This is a genomic window from Streptomyces montanus, assembly GCF_005786655.1.
GTDB lineage: Bacteria > Actinomycetota > Actinomycetes > Streptomycetales > Streptomycetaceae > Streptomyces > Streptomyces sporangiiformans.
Genome location: NZ_VBZC01000014.1, coordinates 1 through 22,002 on the forward strand (window position 1 = coordinate 1; position 22,002 = coordinate 22,002).

The 22,002-nt window shown below is 69.3% G+C and carries 16 protein-coding genes and 3 pseudogenes; 14 read left to right on the forward strand and 5 right to left on the reverse strand.

Translation table 11 applies throughout. From position 1 onward, the window contains the following. From FE633_RS14610 to FE633_RS14620, 3 genes and pseudogenes are all read left to right on the forward strand, one after another. Positions 1–180: pseudogene (locus tag FE633_RS14610) on the forward strand (ABC transporter permease); the annotation flags it as partial. Positions 181–240: 60 nt separating this feature from the next. Next, positions 241–1,725: an NAD-dependent succinate-semialdehyde dehydrogenase gene (locus tag FE633_RS14615; protein ID WP_138045572.1), complete on the forward strand. Its 1,485-nt coding sequence runs from the start codon at positions 241–243 to the stop codon at positions 1,723–1,725. A gap of 498 nt (positions 1,726–2,223) precedes the next feature. Then, positions 2,224–2,472, forward strand: a pseudogene (locus FE633_RS14620) (N-acetyltransferase family protein); the annotation flags it as partial. Between the two features lie 267 nt (positions 2,473–2,739). Here the strand turns inward: FE633_RS14620 and FE633_RS14625 are convergent. Beyond that, positions 2,740–3,501, reverse strand: coding sequence for a helix-turn-helix domain-containing protein (locus FE633_RS14625; protein WP_138045573.1), 762 nt, complete (start codon positions 3,499–3,501; stop codon positions 2,740–2,742). Positions 3,502–3,742: 241 nt separating this feature from the next. Here FE633_RS14625 and FE633_RS14630 point away from each other — a divergent pair, with 241 nt between their 5' ends. Together FE633_RS14630 and FE633_RS14635 are read left to right on the forward strand one after the other, a co-directional pair. After that, positions 3,743–4,453, forward strand: coding sequence for an FG-GAP repeat domain-containing protein (locus FE633_RS14630; protein ID WP_138045574.1), 711 nt, complete (start codon positions 3,743–3,745; stop codon positions 4,451–4,453). A gap of 1,079 nt (positions 4,454–5,532) precedes the next feature. Beyond that, positions 5,533–7,014: an FG-GAP-like repeat-containing protein gene (locus FE633_RS14635; RefSeq protein ID WP_138045575.1), complete on the forward strand. Its 1,482-nt coding sequence runs from the start codon at positions 5,533–5,535 to the stop codon at positions 7,012–7,014. Positions 7,015–7,132: 118 nt separating this feature from the next. On the opposite strand, the gene FE633_RS14640 is transcribed toward FE633_RS14635, so the two are convergent. Continuing rightward, positions 7,133–7,546 (reverse strand): winged helix-turn-helix transcriptional regulator, encoded by a 414-nt coding sequence (locus FE633_RS14640; RefSeq protein ID WP_138045576.1) that lies wholly within the window; start codon positions 7,544–7,546, stop codon positions 7,133–7,135. Positions 7,547–7,646: 100 nt separating this feature from the next. Here FE633_RS14640 and FE633_RS14645 point away from each other — a divergent pair, with 100 nt between their 5' ends. Continuing rightward, positions 7,647–8,498, forward strand: a complete 852-nt coding sequence (locus FE633_RS14645) for an alpha/beta hydrolase (RefSeq protein WP_138045577.1) — start codon at positions 7,647–7,649, stop codon at positions 8,496–8,498. Between the two features lie 548 nt (positions 8,499–9,046). Here the strand turns inward: FE633_RS14645 and FE633_RS49230 are convergent. Beyond that, positions 9,047–9,178 carry a hypothetical protein gene (locus FE633_RS49230; protein WP_281291185.1) on the reverse strand — a complete coding sequence of 44 codons (132 nt, stop codon included), beginning with the start codon at positions 9,176–9,178 and terminating at the stop codon, positions 9,047–9,049. A gap of 419 nt (positions 9,179–9,597) precedes the next feature. On the opposite strand from FE633_RS49230, the pseudogene FE633_RS47765 reads away from it, so the two are divergent. Then, positions 9,598–9,744, forward strand: a pseudogene (locus FE633_RS47765) (SDR family oxidoreductase); the annotation flags it as partial. On the opposite strand, the gene FE633_RS14660 reads toward FE633_RS47765, so the two are convergent. Beyond that, positions 9,730–10,638, reverse strand: a complete 909-nt coding sequence (locus FE633_RS14660) for a LysR family transcriptional regulator (RefSeq protein WP_138045578.1) — start codon at positions 10,636–10,638, stop codon at positions 9,730–9,732. The pseudogene FE633_RS47765 and the gene FE633_RS14660 sit on opposite strands and share 15 nt — an antisense overlap. 132 nt (positions 10,639–10,770) lie before the next feature. Here FE633_RS14660 and FE633_RS14665 point away from each other — a divergent pair, with 132 nt between their 5' ends. The 5 genes from FE633_RS14665 (at position 10,771) to FE633_RS14685 (ending at position 16,418) form a co-directional block, all read left to right on the forward strand. Continuing rightward, entirely contained in the window at positions 10,771–11,889 is a 1,119-nt protein-coding gene (locus tag FE633_RS14665; protein WP_138045579.1) for a PrpF domain-containing protein, read from the forward strand. After that, positions 11,886–13,328: a C4-dicarboxylate transporter DctA gene (gene dctA / locus FE633_RS14670; protein ID WP_138045580.1), complete on the forward strand. Its 1,443-nt coding sequence runs from the start codon at positions 11,886–11,888 to the stop codon at positions 13,326–13,328. Before FE633_RS14665 ends, dctA begins: the two co-directional genes overlap by 4 nt. A gap of 69 nt (positions 13,329–13,397) precedes the next feature. Further along, positions 13,398–14,882 (forward strand): FAD-dependent tricarballylate dehydrogenase TcuA, encoded by a 1,485-nt coding sequence (gene tcuA / locus FE633_RS14675; protein ID WP_138045581.1) that lies wholly within the window; start codon positions 13,398–13,400, stop codon positions 14,880–14,882. Positions 14,883–15,651: 769 nt separating this feature from the next. Next, entirely contained in the window at positions 15,652–16,116 is a 465-nt protein-coding gene (locus FE633_RS47190) for a hypothetical protein (protein WP_171059955.1), read from the forward strand. Positions 16,117–16,193: 77 nt separating this feature from the next. Then, positions 16,194–16,418, forward strand: a complete 225-nt coding sequence (locus FE633_RS14685) for a hypothetical protein (RefSeq protein WP_246113613.1) — start codon at positions 16,194–16,196, stop codon at positions 16,416–16,418. Between the two features lie 384 nt (positions 16,419–16,802). Here FE633_RS14685 and FE633_RS14695 read toward each other — a convergent pair whose 3' ends face one another. Then, positions 16,803–17,495, reverse strand: a complete 693-nt coding sequence (locus FE633_RS14695) for a response regulator (RefSeq protein WP_138045582.1) — start codon at positions 17,493–17,495, stop codon at positions 16,803–16,805. 412 nt (positions 17,496–17,907) lie between these two features. On the opposite strand from FE633_RS14695, the gene adhP reads away from it, so the two are divergent. Further along, positions 17,908–18,918 (forward strand): alcohol dehydrogenase AdhP, encoded by a 1,011-nt coding sequence (gene adhP / locus FE633_RS14700; protein WP_138045583.1) that lies wholly within the window; start codon positions 17,908–17,910, stop codon positions 18,916–18,918. 111 nt (positions 18,919–19,029) lie between these two features. Then, positions 19,030–21,723 (forward strand): pyruvate, phosphate dikinase, encoded by a 2,694-nt coding sequence (gene ppdK, locus FE633_RS14705; RefSeq protein WP_138045584.1) that lies wholly within the window; start codon positions 19,030–19,032, stop codon positions 21,721–21,723. Positions 21,724–22,002 lie beyond the last annotated feature (279 nt).

The window sequence follows — 22,002 nt, forward strand, 5'->3', positions numbered from 1 at the left end:
TCCCTGACCTTCGAAATCGACCCCAGCGTGACCGCGATCAGCGCGATCCTCATCGCCTTCGCGATCCTCGCCCTCGGCCTGGTCGCCCTGGTGCGCTGGCTCGGCTCCGGACGGCAGGACTCCCTGCTGTCCGTCGAGAACACGGTAGGCGTCGCCAACCCCGGAGGTGAGGCCGTATGACCAGCCACCGATCGTGCTCTCTCAACACACCATCCTGCGATCAGCGAAAGAGCCACGCGCATGACTGACACGCTCACCGCTCCCTCAGGGGAGTCGGCAGTCCTCGAATCCGTCCCCCGTGGCTTCCTCGCCCACGACTGGCAACCCGCCAGCGGCGGTCGCACCTTCGAGGTGCGCAACCCCGCAACCGAGGAAGTCATAGCCACCGTCGCCGACTGCGGCGCACAGGACGCGCTCAAAGCACTGGACGCGGCGGCCGCGGCCGCCGACCAGTGGGCCCTCACCAGCCCGCGGGACCGGGCGACCGTCCTGCACCGGATCACCGACGCCATGATCGAACACCGTGAGCGTCTGGCCCGGATCATCACCCTGGAGATCGGCAAGACGATCACCGAAGCCCGGGGTGAGGTCGACTACGCCGCGGCCTATTTCCGCTGGTACGCCGAAGAGGCAGTCCGCCCCCACGCGCGCAGCACACCCTCCCCGGACGGCAAGAGTCACATCGTCACTGTCGCCGAACCGGTTGGGCCCTGCCTGCTGATCACTCCGTGGAACGTGCCGCTGGCCATGGCCGCCCGCAAGGCCGCAGCCGCCCTCGCCGCCGGCTGCACCGCCGTGCTCAAACCGGCCGCGCTCACCCCGCTGTCCTCCCTGGTGCTGGGCGAGCTGGCGCGCGAGGCCGGCGCGCCCGCGGGTGTCCTGACCGTGATCACCAGCAGCGACGCGGCAGCGGTCACCACGGCCCTGCTGGCCGACCCCCGGCTGCGCAAGCTGTCCTTCACCGGGTCCACCCCGGTCGGCAGGCTGCTGCTGCAGCAGAGCGGTGCCCGGGTGCTGCGCACCTCGATGGAGCTGGGCGGCAACGCGCCGTTCCTGGTCTTCGACGACGCCGACCTCGACCTCGCGGTCCGCGAAGCGATGATCGCGAAGATGCGGCTGGGCGGTCAGTCCTGTGTCGGCGCCAACCGGTTCCTGGTCCAGGAGCCAATCGCCGACGCGTTCGCCGCCGCGCTGGCCGAACGCATGGCCGCCATCCGGGTGGGCTCCCCGGACCTGGAGGACACCGAGCTCGGCCCGCTGGCCGACCACCGCGCGGTGGACAAGGTCCGCCACCTCGTCGAGGACGCCGTGGCCCGTGGTGCCGTCGTCATCGGCAAGGCGGACATCCCTGACGGGCCGGGCCACTACGCGGCCCCGACCGTGCTGGACCACGTCCCCGCCGACGCCGCGATCATGCACGAGGAGGTCTTCGGCCCGGTCGCCGCCATCCACCGGTTCTCCACCGAGGCCGAGGCCATAGCGGTGGCCAACAACACCGAGCACGGCCTCGCGTCGTATGTGATGACGTCCCACATCGACCGCGCCCGGCGGGTCGCTGCCCGGTTGCAGGCCGGAATGGTCGGCATCAACCGCGGCCTGGTCTCCGAGGTCGCGGCACCCTTCGGCGGAATCAAGCAGTCCGGCCTGGGCCGTGAGGGCGGACCGGAAGGCCTCCACGAGTACCAGCAGCTCAAGTACCTGTCCATGCCCGGCTTCAACACCTGAGCATGGCGGACTCCAGCGCAGGGCTCGCCGACGTGCCAGCCGGGCAACGCAGTGACCGGGATGATGATCCGTTCCGCGACGTCCACTGGCGCGCGGCCAAATCCGCCCCAGGTGGCCAGTCTCCGGCGGCGGCCTTGATACCGCCGGCCTGGCCGCCCGGACGGATCTTCGGCAGGCAGGCGCCGTGAAGCAGTTCCCGCCGTCGGCGCGTGCCTCGCAGTGCCTGGTCACCGACGGCAAGGGGCATCCTGCAGAGGCTGGGCAGGCGTCTGGGGCGTCAAGCAGCCACGGCAGCCCGGTGGGGAGCCTCGGTTCTTCCCCACCGGGCTGCCCTCTTGTCGGCGTACACATGAACGTGCACAGCCGCGCCCGGCGTCCAGAGGCCCGACACACGCGTGCGCTGCCGCCTCTGATCCCGGGCCGGGCACATCCTGAGCCTGATCAGCAACCAGCACGCACCATGCTCCGCCGGATCCGTACACCGCCAACACCCCGGTCGGCTACGGCACGAACTTCTACGTCACGCCGTCACAGCGCAACAAGGGAGCAGGCTCCGCGCTCCTGGAGGCGCTGAAACAGCACTCACGCAGCTCCGGCTTCGACACTCTGATCGTCTGGCCGTCCAAGCGCAGCAGCCCGAGTAATAGTCAAGACCTGTGGATCAAGTCAGCTTGGCTGCGCGGGGTGTTGGAAGCGGCGGGTGGCTGCGTTTCGGACGCGGCGAGTCCGTCCCTGTTCTGCAAGTAGCGTGAGAGCTTCGGGCGAAGTAGCGACCTGCCCGGTCGTGACCGTGCGCTGGCACCAGTCGGATGCGGTGGTCAGTTCCTCGAGGGCCCAAGAGTCGCTGCCGAGGGTCTGCTGATTCTGGGGTTTGGCAGCGAACGCCCGGTGGGCCGAAATCGGTCCCGTTTCACTCGGGCCGGCCGAGTTTCACGGTCAGACAGTCGCGCTGATGTCGCTGAAACTCTCGCCCGGTCGCTGCGTCACAGTCGGCAACCGCCGACGTAAGTGCGCTCAGATCCCGGTGCTGCCAGGCTGTTCGGTGCCCCGCCGCGCTTCGGCGAGCAGAACGCCCAACCGGCGCAGGACGTCCACCTGGGCGTCGCTGTAGATGTCCTGGAGGGCCTGGCCGACGGTCTTCTTCGCGAACTTCTCGCCGCGCGGGGCGTCGGCGGTCAGGGTGCTCAGACCCGGATGCTGCCGGTACAGCGAGTGCACGAAGGCGACCAGCCCTTCGGCGACGTCGGCTCGGGTCTGCTCGTCGGCGTCGGCGGGCAGCCGCTCGAACCTCTCCCCGGAGGCATCCATTACGGGGTTTCTCATCAGGTCCGCATAGGCCGCCGTGCCCTTCGGGCCGAGCACCCTGCTCATCACGGTGACGAACGAGCGATCCGCGTCGGACATCGGGGTGTCGACCGCGGCCGCGGCGAACTCCGGAGGCAGGTCGGTCGGAACCGACTTCTTCAGGATGAACCCGAGTTCCATCCTGGCCCGCTGCAACCGTTCGATGGTGGCCGCCAGTTCGGCGTCGAGCGTGCGCAACGCCTCCTCCGGATGATCATCGGACTCGCCCATCTCGGCGATCTGGGACAGGGGGAACCCCAGGTCGACAAGGCGCTTGATACGCAGCAGCCGCACGAGGTGGGCCACGCCGTACTGCTTATAGCCATTGGCCCGGCGTTCCGGCTCGTCGAGCAGACCGACCTCGTGGTAGTGCCGTACCGCCCGCAGGCTGGTGCCCGCGAGCTCGGCGATCTCACGCGTGCTCCATGCCATGGCTTCGCACTCCGTTCGGCTCCGCGCGCGTCAGCGCGCGGCCTCGACCCACTCCATTCGAAACCATGCCGTCGCGGCACGGTCAAGCGCCACCCCACCCCTCCGGAAGGGCTTGACTGTGCCGTGACGGCACGGTTTTTCGTGGAGAACGACGACAGCGCTCCCAGGACGGCCGCTATTGCGGTCTCGGGGGCCATCGCGGCCGTAGTTTGCTCGGCCATGAGAACGAAGGAGCCCGTACGTGTTTCGCACTCGCTCGCGTTTGATCGCCCTGCCGCTCGCGGCGGCCGCTGTGAGTCTCGGCTTTGCCGGATACCAGGCCGCAGCGGCTGAACCGGTGTCGACCCGCGGCTTACCGGCCCCGTGTCTGGAGGACGCGGACACCCTGGTGGGCGACCTCGACGGGGACGCCCATGTGGACAAGGTCAACAACCCCTGGCTGAGCGGCACCAAGATGACGGTCCAGTGGGGCAACGGGGACGGCACCTACTCCGACCCGGTCTCTGTCGCATCCCTCGTCGGTGCGAAGAAGGGTGAGGTCACGACCGCGGCGGTCGCCGACTTCCAGGGCGACGGGACGCTGGATCTGGTCGTCAACGTCGTCGAGCCCTCAAGCGTCGACGACCCCTCGACCCCGCGCATCTCGGAGTACCGGCCCGGCCCGCTGGACCGCGGCGGCCTAGGCTCGGCCGACGCCCTGCAGACCGATATCGGCGAGGCTCAGCAGCTGCGGATCGCCGACTACAACAAGGACGAGCGCCCGGACCTGGCGGTCCTGGCCAACACCGGCGACGGCGTGCGCGAGCGCACGGTGCGGCTCACCGAGGCGGACGGCACCCCGGGTGCCAACGACGCCGACGCGAACAACGAGTATGGCGAGGTCGGCACGCCGGCCGACCTGCCGTCCATGCCGAGCGACGGCTGGAAGCAGTTCTACGCCTCCTGCTCCTGACCCCGCCCCGAGGCCCCGGCCCGCCCCCCTGCAGTGGCGGCCCGGGGCCTCGGCGTCAGCATCGGTTTCCTGCTCCGGCAGTCGCTCAAGGACCAATCGCGCAGCAGGCCAGGGCGACACCCACGGGGACGTTTACTGCTTCGCAGTCGCTGCGGGACCGTTTCGCAACGGAGGCTGATCATGAAAGGGAGAAAGCGTATGGGCGGCAAAGGTCTCTCAGGCAGGGTGGGTTTGACGAGATGTTCCGGAGGGGGAAGTCGATTTCTTGGTTTGACGGCGCTTTGGACTGCTTTGGCGTCTCTCGCGTCCCTGCTGGCGTTGATTCCAGCCGCTGTGCCGGCCGAGGCTGTCCCGAGCAGGCATCTGGTGACTGGACAACAGAACATGCAGGGGTCACGTGACGGAAGTAACACGGTCCCTGAATCCCGCTGGCTGACCAGCATCCGGCAGCGGCTCCGTGAAGGTGTCCAGGTGCTGTCGTTGCAGGAAGCCGGTTCCGAGGCCCCAGGTTCGGCAAACCGCACCGATCGCGTCTTCTCTGACCCTCGCGTGCATGAGTACGTTTACCGGCTGGAAAGTAGTGACGCGGTCAATATCTACTGGCTGGATACAGGCCAGCAGCGCAACGGTCTCGCCATTGTCACCCGCGAAACCGTCTACGACGCGGTCCGGCTTCCGGTAAGCGGTTCAGCGAGCTCCCGCCCGATTTTAGGGGTGCAGATCGGCACAGGCTGGTATTACTCGGCGCATGCCTTGTCGGGATCAGCGCGAGGGCGTGACGCTCCGAACATCGTCAGGACGGCGCTGAGTCATGCCCGTAGGGCCACGCCGCGTGCCGCGGTCCAGGTCCTGGCCGATTTCAATCGTGACCCCGCCACGATGCCGCAGCGGATGCAGCGGCATATCGTCCGGTCGAACCAGCCCACTCATTACAGCGGAAACGAGCTGGACTGGGCCTATATCAGCAACGGAAGCGACACCCGTGTCAGAGCGCAGAGGCGTGGAACCGACGGGGATCACTGGGCGATTCGTTACGCCTTTCGTGGGCTGGGCTGCCGTGGTGCGATCCGATCCGCGCCATGCCCCTGGGTGACTCGATCACAGCGGGCGTGCAGAGCTCCGACGGCAACGGGTACCGCGACGAGCTGTTCGACACCCTGGACGGCGCGGTGAGCGAGGGAGACGTGGACTTCGTGGGATCCGCCCGCAGAGGGACGATGGACGATCGCGACCACGAGGGACACCCCGGCTATCGCATCGACGAGATCGCAGAGGTTGCCGCCTGCACTGTGCCTCGCTATCAGCCGAACGTCATCACACTGCATGCAGGCACGAACGACGCCAACGAGAACTACGCCATGGCGACAGCCCCGCAACGGTTGAAGAAGCTGATCACGGACGCCTTGGAGGATTCGCCCAAAGCCGTCGTCGTAGTGGCAAAGGTCATCCCTACCGCGAAACCGGGTCTGCAGCCGCGTATCGACTCGCTCAACGCGAAACTGCCCAGCATCGTTTCCGAACTGCGCTCACAGGGTCAGCATGTGGTGCTGGCCGACACCAGCGACATCAAGGTCAACGACGGCCTCCAGAATGACGCCCATCCCAACGACGCCGGCTACGACAAGCTGGGGACTGACTTCTACAACGGAGTCGTCGAGGCGGCCGACAGGGGCTGGATCAAAGAGCCTGACGCGCAGAACCCGTCCGCAAAGTGCGACCCCCCAGACGACGGCGGGAGCGCGGCCGGGCCGGGCTGGCGGCCTCTTGGGGTCATCGCTCCCGGCATGACGCACCCTCAGGGCCCCACCGAGCTCGCTGACTTCGACGGTGACGGCCGCGACGACTACGTGCGCGTGTCCGAAGACGGCGTGAGGGTGCGCCTCGCCCTGAACCGCAAGGCTCAAGCCGGTCAACCGCGCTGGAAGGAAGTGAAGTTCGGCATCCCCATTCTCGGGGAAAGCGGAGGATTCCGCCTTGCCGACGTCGACGGAAACGGGCGCGACGACATCGTCGTTCTCCCGCCCCCAGGCAGCGACGACAATGCACGGTTCTATCTGAACCTGAGAGTGGAGGACGGTGAACTCCGATGGAACGTCGAGGATCACAAGTTCTTCCGCAATGTCCCGCAGGAAGCCGTCAGGTTCGCCGACGTCAACGGTGACGGCCGAGACGACTATCTCAGGGTCGGCGAGAACGGCTCCGTCCACGCCTACTACAACCAGAAAACAGCGGACGGCGGTTATCACTGGAAGGAGCACCAGAACTGGGCACCCGGTGTCTCCTACGGCTCCCGGAGCAGGCTCCGCCTGGCGGACGTCAACGGCGACGGCAGGGCCGACTACCTCATGGTCGGCAAGCGCGAAGCCGTCCACGCCTACATCAACAACGGCGGCCGGGGCCACGGAGGCTTCACCGAGCAGCGCTACTTCGTCAAAGAGACCGGATATCCCGGTGACAAATCAACGTTCCGCGACATCAGCGGCGATGGAAAGGCCGACTACGTCGTCGTCTACGACGGCGGATCCGTCCGGGCCTGGCTCAACCGAGGCGGCAACACCTAGAGCCCCCACCGGATGAACCCTCCCCGTCGGGGCCTGGGGCATGCAGCCACCAGGCCCCGACCGGGACCAGCCTGGCTCTTCGCGTGCTGGAACCGGAAGATGATCGGCCGGACAAGTCCTAGTTGGGGGGTGACTCGTCGGCGAGCTGGTTGCTGCGGTCGATCTCCGGCATGTGCGTCTCGGCCCAGACCCGCAGGGCGGAGAGCGGTCTTTCGAGGGACAGGCCGAGCTCGGTGAGCCGGTAGTGGACGGCGGGCGGCACGGTGGGTTCCACGCGGCGCGCGACCAGGCCATCGCGGACCAGGCTCTGCAGGGTGACGGACAGCATCTTTTGTGAGATGCCCGGGATACGGCGCCGCAGTTCCGCGAAACGGAGCTCGCCCGGAGCCTCCTCGGCCAGCACCTTGACCGCCATCGACGTCCACTTGGTGCCGATACGGTCGAGCAACTGGCGGGTCGGGCAGCGCGGATCCAGCAGGTCACCGCGCTCACCGGGCCGCTGGTCACGTCCGCCGGCTTTCGACGTGGTCACCTGGGGCTCACCACCTGAACGGAAAGTGCCGTCTTGGGCGGACCAGCATAGTTCCCTAGCGTGACCTAGTCACCATCACTCACCACACCTGGAGCCCTCCATGCCCGAGCTGCGACGCGTCCCCGCCAACGGTGTCGAACTGAACGTCGCCCTCGCCGGATCGGGCCCGGCCGTCCTGCTGCTGCACGGCTTCCCGCATACCTGGGAGCTGTGGACGGACGTGATGGCCGATCTGTCCGGCCGCTACCGCGTCATCGCGCCGGACCTGCGCGGGTTCGGCGCGAGCAGCCGGGCCGCCTCCGGGTACGACGCGGACACCCTGGCCGAGGACGCCGCGGCGCTTCTCACCACGCTCGGCGTGTCCTCGGTCGCGGTGGTGGGCATCGACGCGGGCACCGCGCCGGCCTTCCTCCTCGCCCTGCGCCGCCCCGGTCTTGTCCGGCGCCTGGTCGTCATGGAGTCCCTTCTGGGCAGGCTGCCCGGCGCCGAGGACTTCCTCGCCGACGGGCCGCCGTGGTGGTTCGGCTTCCATTCCGCCGGGCCCGGCCTTGCCGAGACCGTGCTGGATGGCCACGAGGCCGCCTACGTCGACTGGTTTCTGAGCGCCGGCACGCTCGGCGACGGGGTGCGCCCCGTCCTCCGGGACGCCTTCGTCCGCGCATACACCGGCCGCCAGGCGTTGAGCTGCGCGTTCTCGTACTACCGGGCCCTGCCCGAGAGCGCGGTACAGATCGAGCAGGCGGTCGCCACTGCCCGCCTGACGGTGCCAACGATGGCGCTGGGCGCCCGGCCTGTCGGTGCTGCGCTGGAACGTCAACTCCGCCCGGTCACCGACGATCTCACCGGACATGTCATCGAAGACTGCGGCCACATCATCCCGCTGCACCGGCCGCGCGCCCTGCTCACGCTGTTGCATCCGTTGCTGGCCGGTGAGGACGCGAAAGCAGCGTGACCGGGCCGGGGGCTGACATTCGATACACGCCCTAGGTCGTTCGCGCTGGTTCAAGGCCCTGGTCAGCCGCCGGTTGGCTTCCCGGGCAGCCTCCAGTTCGCCCCCGCGTCCTCCGAGGACGCCTTCAGGTCGAGGGTCTGCTGTTCCAGGCGGGGTGATCGTCCGCTGGAGTTCCTCGACATCGAGGGCGGCACCGAGACCGGATTCGCGCCGGACCTGTTCCCCAGCGCCTCGGACAGACGCTTCTCCAATGGCTGGGCACGGGTGACGAGCCGGGCGCTACGTGCCTGCGCGTTGGCGAGGTCAGTCAGGAGCGCGGCGTGGCTGGCGGGTCGCGGCCGCCGGGTCCTGCGCGGTGGGCGTGCGATGCCGGAGACGCTGACGGGCGAGCCGTTCTGGGCCGCTGCTTTGAGGGCGGAGTGGGTAGCCAGCGGGATGAGGCCTGAAGGTTCTCCAGCGCTCGGGGGACATCGTCACCATCTGAACCGGCTCGCGTTCCTGACCGAGACCGGGAAGATCACCGCCCATATGCGCAGTCAGGCCGTACGCTACGCGGCGCGCTGCTGACCCGTGTCCGCGCCCTCGGACTGACGCATCCGGGACAGCCGCTGGTCGGTCTGCCGACCGACTTCCGGCTCCAGCGGGCCCAGGGGTTCACGCTCGGTGCGGAAGGCGGTCATTGGACCACTTCGCTGATGGATCGGCGCGGCCACCGCCGCAGTCCTCGCCGAGGGGGCGCACGTCACCAGGATCGACGTGAACCGCGACGGCCTGGAGGCCGTCCGCAAGAGCCTGGGTGAGGACGCCGACGTGTGCGAACGGTCGCCGCCGACATCACCGACACCGCGCCCGCGCGGGAGCCGGAACTGATCGAGGCCGCCTGCGACGCGGACAGGGCGTTGGAGTGCTGGTCAACAACGCGGCGGTGTTCCTGCTGGGGGCGTGGAAGCCACCGAGCAGCAGTGGCGGCGCACCCTGGAGGTCAACCTGCTGGCCCCCGCCCAGCTCGTCGCGACCGCGGCCGATGCGCTGACTCGCTCGTACGCCGGGCGGTGGTGAACGTAGCGAGCGTCTCCGGCCACATCTCCGAGGCCGGCCGCTGGACTTACACGCGAGCAAGGGCGGCGTACTCGAACTCCCCCGCTGCCAGGCCCTCGACCTCGCCCCTCGCGGCATCCGGGTCAACAGCGTCAGTCCCGGAGGGATGGCGATTGCGGACCAACGCGGCATGTCAAGACGCCGTGCCGGCCGCAGCGGTGTCGCGCAGAAAGCCCGCGAAGGCCTGGGCGGCAGGAGTGAGGACGTGATCGCTCATGCGGACGAGGAGGATGCGGCGTACCGGGGCGGGGGGTTCCAGCGGCAAGACGCTGACGCCGCCTCGGATGCCTTCCAGGGCCAGGGTGGGGGCGAGGGCGACGCCGATGCCGGCGGCGACCATGGCCTGGGCTTCCTGGTAGTCGTGGGCCTCGTAGGCGATCTGCGGCTCGAAACCGGACGCGTGGCAGCTGCGGGCGAGGGCCTCGGCCACCGGGTGCTTCTCGGCGCGGGTGATCCACGGGTCGTTCGCGAAGTCGGCGAGGGCGGCCGAAGGGCGGCCGGCGAGGGGGTGGTCCTTGCTGACGAGTAGGGCCGGGGGGTCGTCGACGAGTGAGGTGATGACGATGTCCTCGCGGTCGATGCGGTTCCAGTCGTAGTCCCACATCAGGGACATCTCGATTTCCCGGTTCTCCAACATCGCCCACAGGCCCGCGATGCGGGCGCTGCGTACCGTCAGTCGTACGTCGGGGTGCGCTTCCCGGAAGCAGATCACGGCCCGAGGGAGGAGAGATGCGCCAACGGTGGGGAAGGTTCCTACACGGAGGGTGCCCGCGCGCAGTCCCGCGAAGTCGGCCAGCTCGTTCTCCGCGGCCGTCAGTTCGCGCCCGATCCGCTCCCCGCGCTCGGCCAGAGCGCGTCCCGCGTCGGTGAGCGTGACGCCTCGCGCATGACGCTCCAACAGGGGCTGCCCGGCCTCCGCTTCGAGGCGGCTGACCTGCTGGGACACCGCTGACGGCGTGTAGTTGAGAGCCCGTGCGGTCGCGGTGACCGAGCCCCGGCGGGCGACCTCTGTGAAGAGCAGGATGCGCCGGACATCGAGCACCGCGCCACCTCCAGCGTTAATTCCAGCTTAATACCCGTGCAGATTTCCGAGATTGTACTTCACGCTCTCCGCGCCCACTGTGGATCGCACCGCGCACAGAAGTGCCGTGGGGCTTTCCATGAGGAGTCTGTTGTGTTGCGTCTGCAGGGCGAGATGATCCGCGGAGGAACCAGCAAGTGCTGGATCTTCGACCACCACGACGTGGTGGCGACCGGTGTGGACGCCGACACCCTGCTGCTCGCCGCCTACAACGCCGCCGACCCCCGCCAGATCGACGGCGTCGGAGGCGCCTCCTCCACCACCTCCAAGGCCGCGATCGTCCGAACGTCGACCGAGCCGGGCATCGACGTCGAGTACGCCTTCGCGCAGGTCGGTATCGGTGACGAGCGCGTGGAGTGGACCAGCAACTGCGGCAACTGCGCCACCGCCGTCGCCCTGTACGCCGTCCACAACGGCCTGGTGCGGATCACGTCGGACTCCACCACGGTGCGGATGCTCAACGTCAACACCGGGGCCCGCCTCAGCGGCACCATCCCCACCCCGGGACGTACGGCCACCGACGAGGGGACGGCCGCAGTGCCGGGCACGGCCGCGCTCGGTGTGCCGGTCCTGCTCGGCTTCGAGGACCCGGCGGGTTCGACCACAGGACGCGCCCTGCCGACGCGCCGCGCCCTGGACACCCTGACGGGGCCAACCGGTCCGGTCGAGGCGTCCCTCGTCGACGCCGGCGCTCCGGCCGCGCTGTTCGAGGCCAAGGCGTTCGGACTCCAAGGCACCGAGTCCCTGGCCGAGTTCGCCGCGGCGGTACCCGCGCTCACCGTGCTGCGCCGTCAGGCCGCCCTGGCCGTGGGCCTGGCCAAGGAGCACGATCCCGTCAGCCACGCCGTGCCGAAGGTCGGCGTGGTCGCCCGCCCTGCCGCCTACCGCACCACCGGTGGCACCCCGGTCGGACAGGACGAGTACGACCTGGCCGTCCGCATGGTGTCGATGCATGCCCCGCACCCGGCGATCGGCCTCACCTCCGCCGTCGCGCTGGCCACCGCAGCCGCCATCCCCGGCACCCTCGCCCACCGCGTCGCCCGGCAGACCGCCGACGGCACGCTGCGCCTGGGCACCCCGGCAGGTGTCATCACCGCCCAAGCCGTCCCCGCCGCGGACGGCGCGTCCCCCACGGTGCTGCTGCACCGCGCCGCCCGCCGCATCGTCCGAGCCGAACTTCTCGTTCCCGTCCTGGAAGGACGCCCCGCATGAGCCGCAACGACGCCGCCCCGGGCACCGTCACCGCTCCACCGCGCCGCATCCGCCGACTGCTGTCCCTGCTCTACGTCCAGTGCCTGATCGGCGTCCTCGCCGGGGCCGTCGCCGGCTGGCTGTGGCCGTCTTTCGGAGCCGACCTGAAGCCCCTGGGCGACGGCTTCATCGCCCTGATACGCATGATGATCGCGCCGATCATCTTCTGTACCGTCGTCCACGGCATCGCCTCCATGGGCAACGCGCGCGCCGTCGGCCGGGTCAGCCTCAAGGCACTGATCTACTTCGAGGTCCTGACCACCGTCGCCATGGTGATCGGCCTGGTCGTCGTCAACGTCGTCCAGCCCGGCAGCGGACTGCACGTCGACCCCTCCACCCTCTCCACCGAGGGCCTACCGCCGGAGGCTACCCAGAGCCACGAGAGCTTCGCCGCGTTCGTCCTCGCCATCATTCCGGACACCCTGATCAGCGCGCTCACCGGCCACGAGATCCTGCCAGTGCTTCTGATCTCGGTGCTGTTCGGCTTCGGTCTGAACGCCAGTGGCGAGGCAGGTCTGGGGATCACCCAGGGCGTCGAGAAGCTGTCCAAGGTCCTGTTCACGCTCATCCGCTGGATCATGCGGCTGGCACCGATCGGCGCCTTCGGCTCCATGGCCTTCACCATCGGCAACTACGGTCTGGACACCCTGCGTCACCTCTTCCTGCTGGTCGGCTCCTTCTGGCTCACCGCCCTGTTCTTCGTCCTGGTCGTCCTCGGTACGGTCATGCGCATCAACGGCCTGCGCCTGCTGCCCTTCCTCCGCTACATCAAGGAAGAGCTGCTGATCGTGCTGGGCACCTCGTCCAGCGAGCCGGTGCTGCCGCGCATGATGGCCAAACTGCAGCACGCGGGCGCCTCCAAGCCGGTCGTCGGCATCACGCTGCCCGCCGGGTACTCCTTCAACCTCGACGGCACCGCGATCTACCTGACCATGGGGGCGGTCTTCCTCGGCCAGGCCCTCGGAACCGACCTCAGCCTCACCGAGCAACTGTCGATGCTCGCTGTCATGCTGCTCACGTCCAAGGGCGCCGCCGGCGTCACCGGCTCCGGCTTCATCGCCCTGGCCGCCACCCTCAGCGCCGTTCCGCATGTACCCGTCGCCGCCCTGGCGCTCATCTTCGGCATCGACCGCTTCATGTCCGAGGCCCGCGCCCTGACCAGCGTCGTCGGCAATGGCGTCGCCACCCTTGCGGTGGCCAAGTGGGAGGGCCAACTCGACGAGGAACGTGCCAGGGCCGTGCTCCGTGGCGAGATCCCGTACGCCTCCGCTCCCGAGGGCGAGCACGCCCGCGAGCCGCAGGTCGACTCCGCACCCGGCGCGAAGCCCGAGGAGGCCGACGAGCCCGACCCGAAGGCAGCGGCCGGAACTGACCGTGACCCCGTGCCTGCCGCCGGCTGACGCCCCCCAACGGGTCCGGAGCCTGTGCTCCGGACCCGCCCCTTCTCGTGATCAGGAGCACCCGCACTCATGGCAGCGCCCTGGGACGTCATCGTGGTCGGTGGCGGAAACGCCGGCTTCTGCGCCGCGCACTCCGCCCGACAGGAGGGAGCCCAAGTCCTCGTACTGGAAAAGGCCCCACGGCAATGGGCCGGTGGCAACTCCTACTTCACCGCCGGCGCCATGCGTACCAGCCACGGCGGACTCGCCGACCTCAAGGATCTCCTCGATCCGTCCGCGCAGGACCGCTTCCCTCTCACCGACCTCGACCCGTACACCGACGACGACTTCCTCGACGACTTGGTCAGGGTGACGCGCGGGCGCACCGACACCGACCTCGCGCGGATTCTGGTCGGCGAGTCCCGCGCGACGATGGACTGGCTGCGCGACCTGAGCCTGCGGTTCGAGTTGATGTACCACCGGCAGGCGTACGAGGTGGACGGCCGCCACCGTTTCTGGGGCGGTCTGGCGGTCGGCGTGGTCGGCGGCGGCAAGGGCATGATCGAGCAGCATCTGGCGGCCGCCGAGCGCGCCGGAGTGCACGTACGCTTCGACGCCCCCGTCACCCGCCTGGCCACCGCGCCCGACGGCACCGTCCAAGGCGTGGTGCTCGTCGACGGGGAGGTTCTGGAATCCCGCGCCGTGGTCCTCGCCGCCGGCGGCTTCGAGGCCAACCCGCAGATGCGCGCCGCCCACCTCGGCCCCGGCTGGGACCTGGCTCTGGTCCGCGGCACGCCCTACAACACGGGCGACGGCATCCGCTTGGCTCTCGACGCCGGTGCTCAGCCGTACGGCCACTGGAGCGGCTGCCACGCCGTCGCCTGGGACTCGGGGGCACACCCCACCGGCGACCGGGAGCTGACCAACCAACTCACCCGCGGCGGCTACCCGTTCGGCATCATGGTCAACACCGACGGCCACCGCTTCGTCGACGAGGGCGCGGACTTCCGCAACTACACTTACGCCAAGTACGGCGCCGAGATCCTCCGGCAGCCCGGAGGCACCGCCGTCCAGATCTTCGACGCCAAGGCCGCGCGGCTGCTGCGTCCCGAGGAGTACGCCTCGAAGAACGTTACCAGCGTCGCCTCCGGCTGCATGCGGGGGCTGGCCCGGGAGCTCGGCATCGACGAGGACCAACTCGCCTCCACTGTGGAGGAGTTCAACGCCTCGATCACCGGCGGCCCGTTCGACCCGACGGTCAAGGACGGCAGCCGCACCGAAGGCATCACGCCACCCAAGTCCAACTGGGCCCAGCCCCTCGAAACGCCTCCCTATACCGCCTACCCGGTCACCTGCGGCATCACCTTCACCTTCGGCGGCCTGCGTGTCGACGCCGACGCACGCGTCCTCGACACCCGCGGACTGCCCGTCCCAGGACTCCACGCTGCGGGTGAACTCGTCGGCGGACTCTTCTACTTCAACTATCCGGGCGGCTCGGGGCTGACCGCCGGGTCGGTGTTCGGCCGCAGGGCCGGCCACTCCGCGGCCGCCCTTGCAGCAGGCCGGGCCAGGTGAGTCCGATCAGCCCGAGCCGGACGGCTGGTGACTGGCCGGGCATGGTGCGCGGGCCGACTGATTCAGCCAGCGCCGTCGTCGCTGCCACGAAGACGCTGCGCGGCCGGCGTTCAGCGCGGAGAGGGCGACGGACGTGGTCCCACGTACGAGCTGGCGTCGACTCCGCGGGCATCAGGGGGAGTTCGGCGGCTCTTCCACCTGCCGGAGAACATCGAGCTCTCCAACTACAGCATCCCGTTCTTCGAGGACTTCCCCGAGACGATGGCCGTCGACGGCGTCCGGGCCGACATCGGTTTCACGAAGAACGGCTACCACTTCAGGGAGGGGTACCCGCACCAAGTGGACCCAGCCGTGAAGTGGCGTGGCCTCGTTGCCGAAGGAAACAGGGTGACTCCGTCGCCTTCCTGGGAAGTTCGCTCGAAGATGCAAGGGAAATTCGAGAATTGCTTCGTGGGGATATGTAGCGCGGAGAACCTTCCGTGGGTTGACCTCGTACTCCGCGGCGACGGAACAGCGTGGGCAGAAGTGGGCCACTGTGCTCTCTCCAACCTGACGGCAGCGGCCTCACGTTGGGCGCTGCCGCGGAACGACGAAGCTCCTGGTGGACGGGGTTCTCGAGCAAGATCGCCCGCAGTCGCCAGGAGCTTCGGGCGCTCCCGGCATTCCTGCGCGAATACGCCCCCGCGTCCACGCCACGATTTCTGGATCGCGTGCCAACTAACCGCAGCACGCCGGGCAGTTGGCCGCGAATGCGCCCTACCGTTCAGGAATGACCTGGATACCGCTGCTTGCCACACTTGTCGGCGCCGTGATCGCGATGGGATCGGCCCTGCTGGTGGAGCGCCGGAAGACACAACGAGAGACGACAGCCGAGTGGCACAGAACACGACGGGAGCTCTACGCGAGGTTCCTCGCAGCTCACGCTCAGGCCGGCAGCGACCTACGCAACATTGCCGCGACACCCGGCCTTGAGGCGAGCGAGAGGTACCGGCAGACACGCGCCGCCTACACGCACTGCTACGCGTCTCGCCACGAGTTGGAACTTCTCGCCCCGCACACCGTCGTCGGTCCGGCCGAGGAATGCAGTCGGGCAGTGCGAATGATGCGCGACGCCGTCAGCGGCGGAGCGCGTATCGACAGCGATCAGTTCGAGGAACTGACGCGCAGGTACCTGGACCTGCGCCTGGAGACCCGGGATGCCATGCGTTCAGACATCTGGACCGACAACGCCTGACGACGTCGATCGGCCGCCGCAGCCGTGAAGGCCCGCAGGGCCCGAACGGAAACAGGTACCCACAGCGTCTGAAGTACATGAAAGTATCGCGCCAAGCCGTCAAGTTCGGCGGCCGTTGGTGGGTCCTCGACTCCGTGTTCCCCGGTGTCGAGCAGGTCAAGGGGGAGCCGCCCTCCCAGGACGGCCAGAGGCTCGCCGGCTACATGACCCTGATCGGCCCGGACACTGCCCACTTCGACGCCGTCGGGATGCCTGCGTTGCAATTCGTACCGGCCGAGGACGAACCGCCGGGCTGCGCCTAGCTTCAGACCGCAACACGGTCGTTTTCGGTCGCATGACTGCTCCGATTTGGCTGGGTCGGGGTAGTGGCTCTCGGTGGATCGGCGATCGTGACCGTGCCGAGCGAGAGTGCCGCCGTGATCGTGCGCGACGCACTGACGAGACTGCCGGTAGAGGCTGTCGTGGATGCCGCTTCGGTCCGTGACGTGCTGCCCGTGGCCAGGGTGTTCGGTCCGGCGGCGTTGTCGTACGTGTCCCCAGAAGGCTTCCGCCCGGTCCGTCATCCTCCCGATCGATCCGCACCTGTGTGCGCTGTCAGCCCGCTGGCTGGGAATCGGTCCGGGCATGGGCCGTACGGAGGCCAGGTGAGGAACGTTCGGCCCAGCGGACCGCACGACTCCCCGGGCTCAGTGTCCGTCTTGCTTCAACCGATCCTGGGCCTGGGTGGCGATGACGGCGGCCTGGATGCGCCGTTCCACGCCGAGCTTGGCCAGCAGACGGGAAATGTGGTTCTTGACCGTCTTCTCGGCGAGGTAGAGCCGCTGGCCGATCTGGCGGTTGGTCAGGCCCTCACCGATCAAGGCCAGGATCTCCCGCTCGCGGTCGGTCAGGCCGGGCAGGGCGTCCGGTTCCGGTTCCTTGGTCTGCTCGCCGCGCAGCCGGGCCATCAGCTTGGTGGTGGCGCTGGGGTCGAGCAGGGACTGGCCCGCTGCCACCGTGCGCACCGCCGACACCAGGTCCGATCCCTGGATCTGCTTCAGCACATATCCCGACGCGCCCGCCATGATCGAGTCCAGCAGGGCCTCCTCGTCGTCGAACGAGGTCAGCATCAGACAGGCCAGCTCCGGCATGCGAGAGCGCAGTTCGCGGCACACGGTCACGCCGTCTCCGTCGGGCAGGCGGACGTCGAGGACCGCGACGTGGGGGCGCAAGGCGGGGACGCGGACCAGGGCCTGTTCGACGGTGCCGGCCTCGCCGACCACGGTGATGTCCGGCTCGTCGTTCAGCAGGTCGTGCACCCCACGCCGTACGACCTCGTGGTCGTCCAGCAGGAAGACCCGGATCGGGGTCTTGGGGGTGGGCTGCTCACTGTCCGCCATCGACCACTCCTGTGCTGCGTAGTCCGTGTCGTGCACCGGGACTCGCCCGATGGACGGCACGGGTCCGTCATCGGCCCCTTGCCTATCTGGGATCTTCCGTGATCTCAGATCCAAGGACCAGGGCCGATCGGCCCTGTTTCACCCGGACCGCCCTGTCTTCTCGGACTCGTTTCGGCCGCAAGATGCGCCCTCCCGCGCTCGGCATGCGCATCGGGCCGGTCACCCACGCCGTACGCACCACGCCGCCGCCCGCCGGCGCGGTCGTCCCGTACGACTGAGGGCCGGTTTCCGCGCGGCGTGAGGGCCGAGGGGCCCCACCGCCGGGGACATCCGGTACCTGCCGTCGCGCCGGCGCCGCGCTCGACCCTGGAGCCGCACCGTACTGACGGTCGACAGATCTGAGGAGCAGCACATGAAGGCAGCAGTCGTCCGGTCCTTCGGCAAGCCGCTGGTGATCGAGGAGCGGCCCGACCCGGAGCCCGGCCCCGGCCAGGTCCGTATCCGCGTCGAGGCGTCCGGACTGTGCCACACCGACATCCATGCCGCGCACGGCGACTGGCCGGTCAAGCCCACCGTGCCGTTCGTCCCCGGGCACGAGGGCGTCGGCATCGTCGAGGCGCTCGGCGAGGGAGTGACCCATCTGACCGTCGGGCAGCGGGTCGCCGTGCCCTGGCTCGGCTGGGCCTGCGGGCGGTGCGAGCACTGCCTGTCCGGCTGGGAGACGTTGTGCGAGCAGCAGCAGAACACCGGCTACAGCGTGGACGGCGGGTACGCCGAGAAGATGCTCGCCCCGGCCGACTTCGCCGCACCGGTCCCCGACGGCATCGACCCGCGCGACGCCGCCCCGCTGACCTGCGCCGGCGTGACGACGTACAAGGCTCTGAAGGTCGCCGGCGTACGTCCGACCCAGCTGGTGGCGATCTCCGGAGTGGGAGGACTGGGTCACCTCGCCGTGCAGTACGCGAAGATCGCCGGAGCCACCGTCGCCGCGATCGACGTCACCGACGAGAAACTCGAACTCGCCCGGGAGCTGGGTGCCGACATCCTCATCGACGCCCGCAAGGAGGACCCCGCCGAGGTGCTGAAGCAGCACGGCGGCGCCCACGCCGCCATCGCGCTGGCCGTCAATGAGCAGGCCTTCGCCTCCGTCTACGGCGGTCTGCGGCGCGGTGGCAAACTGGTCATGGTCGCCCTGCCCGCCGGCGGAACCATCCAGGTGCCGATCTTCGACACCGTCCTGAACGGCACCTCCGTCATCGGCTCGATCGTCGGCACCCGACAGGACCTGGACGAGGTGTTCCAACTCCACGCCGCCGGACGCACGAAGGTGATCTACGAGACCCGCCCGCTGGAGACCGTCAACGACTCCATCTCCGAGGTGCTGAACGGTCGGATCAAGGCCCGCATCGTCTTCGAGATGTGACCCATCCGAACCCGTCTGCCGCGCGTCGTGCGCGCCGACCGGGCGGAACGCCCGGCGGACGGCCCGAGTGCCCGGCGACTCCCCGGACGCCGGAAGGAAGTGCACACCGCCATGGTCCGTTACGTGTACGAGTTCGCCGAGGGCGGCCGCGACATGGCCGACCTGCTCGGCGGCAAGGGCGCCAACCTGGCCGAGATGACCCGGATGGGCCTGCCGGTGCCGCCCGGCTTCACCGTCACCACCGAGGCCTGCCGGGCCTTCCTGGCAACCGGCTCGGAACCTGACGGCCTGTCCCGCGAGATCTCCGACCACCTGACCGCCTTGGAGCAGGCCTCCGGGCGGCGGCTCGGGCAGCCGGACGATCCGCTGCTGCTGTCCGTCCGCTCAGGGGCCCGTTTCTCCATGCCCGGCATGATGGAGACGATCCTCGACATCGGTCTCAACGACGACTCCGTGCTGGGGCTGGCCAAGGCCTCCGGGAACGAGCGCTTCGCCTGGGACGCCTACCGCCGTCTTGTGCAGATGTTCGGCAGCACGGTCATGGGGGTCGACAGTGCGCTGTTCGAGAACGTCATGGCCCGCCTCAAGGAGGCCAGCGGGGCCGGCGACGACCTGGGCCTGGACGCGGCCGATCTGGCCGGGCTCGTCGAGGCGTACAAGGATCTGATCCGCCAGGAGACCGGCGACTACTTCCCCCAGTCCCCGGCCGGGCAACTGCGGCGGGCGGTCCTGGCCGTCTTCGAGTCCTGGAACGGCGAGCGCGCCCGCCTCTACCGCCACCGCGAGCACATCCCCGACCACCTGGGCACCGCGGTCAACGTGCAGACCATGGTGTTCGGCAACCGCGGCCCCGACTCCGGGAGCGGCGTCGCCTTCACCCGCGACCCGGCCACCGGACGGCCCGGCCTGTACGGCGACTACCTGTCCAACGCCCAGGGCGAGGACGTCGTCGCGGGCATCCGCAACACCGTCCCGCTGACCGACCTGGAGCACCTGGATCCGCCGTCGTACACGCAATTGCGCGACCATCTGCGCACGTTGGAGACCCACTACCGGGACCTGTGCGACATCGAGTTCACCATCGAGCGCGGCACGTTGTGGATGCTGCAGACCCGGGTCGGCAAGCGCACCGCCGAAGCCGCGTTCGCCATCGCCGCCGAGCTGGTCGACGAGGGACTCATCACTTCGGACGAGGCCCTGGCACGCGTCAGCGGGGACGGGCTGGCCCGGCTGATGTTCCCCCGGTTCGACACCTCGGCCGTGGGCCAGGCGCTGGCGCGCGGCATCCCGGCCTCGCCGGGCGCCGCCGTCGGTGCCGCGGTGTTCGACTCGGCGGCGGCGGTACGACGTGCCGCCGCCGGGGAGAAGGTCGTGCTCGTACGGCAGGAGACCACCCCAGACGACCTGCCCGGCATGGTCGCCGCCCAGGCCGTGCTCACCAGCCGTGGCGGCAAGACCAGCCACGCGGCCGTGGTCGCCCGCGGCATGGGCAAGGTCTGCGTCTGCGGGGCCGAAGAGATGACCGTGGACACACAGGGACGCCGCTTCACCGTGGGCGCCACCACCGTCGAGGAGGGCACGGTCATCTCCGTCGACGGCTCCGAAGGCGCCGTCTACCCGGGCGCGGCTCCGCTGGTCGACTCCGCTGTGATGCGGTACTTCGAGTCCGGCGGGCAGGGTGAGCGGTCGCCCGGGCTGGTCGACGCCGTGGCCCGTGCCATGCAACAGGCCGACGGCGTACGGCGGTTGGGGGTGCGGGCGAACGCCGACACACCCGAGGATGCCGCCCGGGCCCGCCGGTTCGGCGCCGAAGGCATCGGGCTGTGCCGCACCGAGCACATGTTCCTCGGCGACCGGCGGCAGCTGGTCGAGGCGATGATCCTGGCCGGTAGCGACGCCGACCGCGAGCGGGCCCTGGACGCGCTGCTGCCGCTGCAACGGCAGGACTTCATCGGCATCCTGGAGGCGATGGACGGCCTGCCGGTCACCATCCGCCTCCTCGACCCGCCGCTGCACGAGTTCCTGCCGGACCGCACCGAACTCGCCGTGCGTCTCGCGGCGGCCGAGGCACACGGCACACCGACCAGCGCGCATGACGCCGAGCTGCTGGACGCCGTGAACCGCATGCACGAGGAGAACCCGATGCTCGGCCTGCGCGGCGTACGCCTGGGGCTGGTGGCGCCGGGACTGGTCGCCATGCAGGTACGGGCGATCGCCGAGGCGGTCGTGGAACGCAAGCGTGCGGGCGGGGACCCACGGGCGGAGATCATGGTGCCGCTGATCGACACGGTCGAGGAACTGCGGATCGTGCGCGAGGAGGTGGAGCAGGTACTGGCCGAGGTCTCCAAGGCCTCGGGCGTTCCCGTCGAGTGCCCGGTCGGCACGATGATCGAGCTGCCCAGGGCCGCGCTCACCGCGGGCCGAATCGCCGAGGAGGCGGAGTTCTTCTCCTTCGGCACGAACGACCTGACCCAGACCACCTGGGGCTTCTCCCGCGACGACGTCGAGGCGGCGTTCTTCTCCGCCTATCTCGACAAGGGCATCTTCAAGGTGTCCCCGTTCGAGACGATCGACCGCGAAGGCGTGGGCCGACTGGTCCAGATCGCCGTCGCCGAAGGCCGTGCGGCGCGGCCCGACCTGAAGATCGGCGTCTGCGGCGAGCACGGAGGGGATCCCGACTCGGTGCACTTCTTCCACGGGGCGGGACTGGACTACGTCTCCTGCTCACCGTTCCGGGTCCCGGTCGCCCGCCTGGAAGCCGGACGGGCCGCTCTCCCCGAGACGGAGACGAGCGACAGCAGGTGAGGTGGCGTTTGGCGCCCGCCGTGCCTCCCTGGCACGGCGGGCTGACCGGCTTGGTACAGGTGCTTTCGGTGGGGCAGGTCGGCCCTCTGTGCCAGGACGCTCGGCCCCTGCCCCGGCAGGCGTCCGGGAGGGAGCATGAAGAGACATCGGAGGGAAGGCTCCCCCGGGACGGTCCGAAGGGATGGCAAGGGCCTCTCCAGCCGTCGGGGCCCGTGCGTACCGGCCCCCGATGCCCATGGCAGGCCGCCGTGCTCTCGCTGGATCAACCCCGCAGGGCCG

Bases quoted from the DNA above. Each gene is read 5' to 3' on its own strand.
- FE633_RS14615 (WP_138045572.1), top strand. From the start codon at position 241: ATGACTGACACGCTCACCGCTCCCTCAGGGGAGTCGGCAGTCCTCGAA.
- FE633_RS14625 (WP_138045573.1), bottom strand. From the start codon at position 3,501: ATGGCATGGAGCACGCGTGAGATCGCCGAGCTCGCGGGCACCAGCCTG.
- FE633_RS14635 (WP_138045575.1), top strand. From the start codon at position 5,533: ATGCCCCTGGGTGACTCGATCACAGCGGGCGTGCAGAGCTCCGACGGC.
- FE633_RS14645 (WP_138045577.1), top strand. From the start codon at position 7,647: ATGCCCGAGCTGCGACGCGTCCCCGCCAACGGTGTCGAACTGAACGTC.
- FE633_RS49230 (WP_281291185.1), bottom strand. From the start codon at position 9,178: ATGACCGCCTTCCGCACCGAGCGTGAACCCCTGGGCCCGCTGGAGCCG.
- dctA (WP_138045580.1), top strand. From the start codon at position 11,886: ATGAGCCGCAACGACGCCGCCCCGGGCACCGTCACCGCTCCACCGCGC.
- tcuA (WP_138045581.1), top strand. From the start codon at position 13,398: ATGGCAGCGCCCTGGGACGTCATCGTGGTCGGTGGCGGAAACGCCGGC.
- FE633_RS47190 (WP_171059955.1), top strand. From the start codon at position 15,652: ATGACCTGGATACCGCTGCTTGCCACACTTGTCGGCGCCGTGATCGCG.
- FE633_RS14685 (WP_246113613.1), top strand. From the start codon at position 16,194: ATGAAAGTATCGCGCCAAGCCGTCAAGTTCGGCGGCCGTTGGTGGGTC.
- FE633_RS14695 (WP_138045582.1), bottom strand. From the start codon at position 17,495: ATGGCGGACAGTGAGCAGCCCACCCCCAAGACCCCGATCCGGGTCTTC.
- adhP (WP_138045583.1), top strand. From the start codon at position 17,908: ATGAAGGCAGCAGTCGTCCGGTCCTTCGGCAAGCCGCTGGTGATCGAG.
- ppdK (WP_138045584.1), top strand. From the start codon at position 19,030: ATGGTCCGTTACGTGTACGAGTTCGCCGAGGGCGGCCGCGACATGGCC.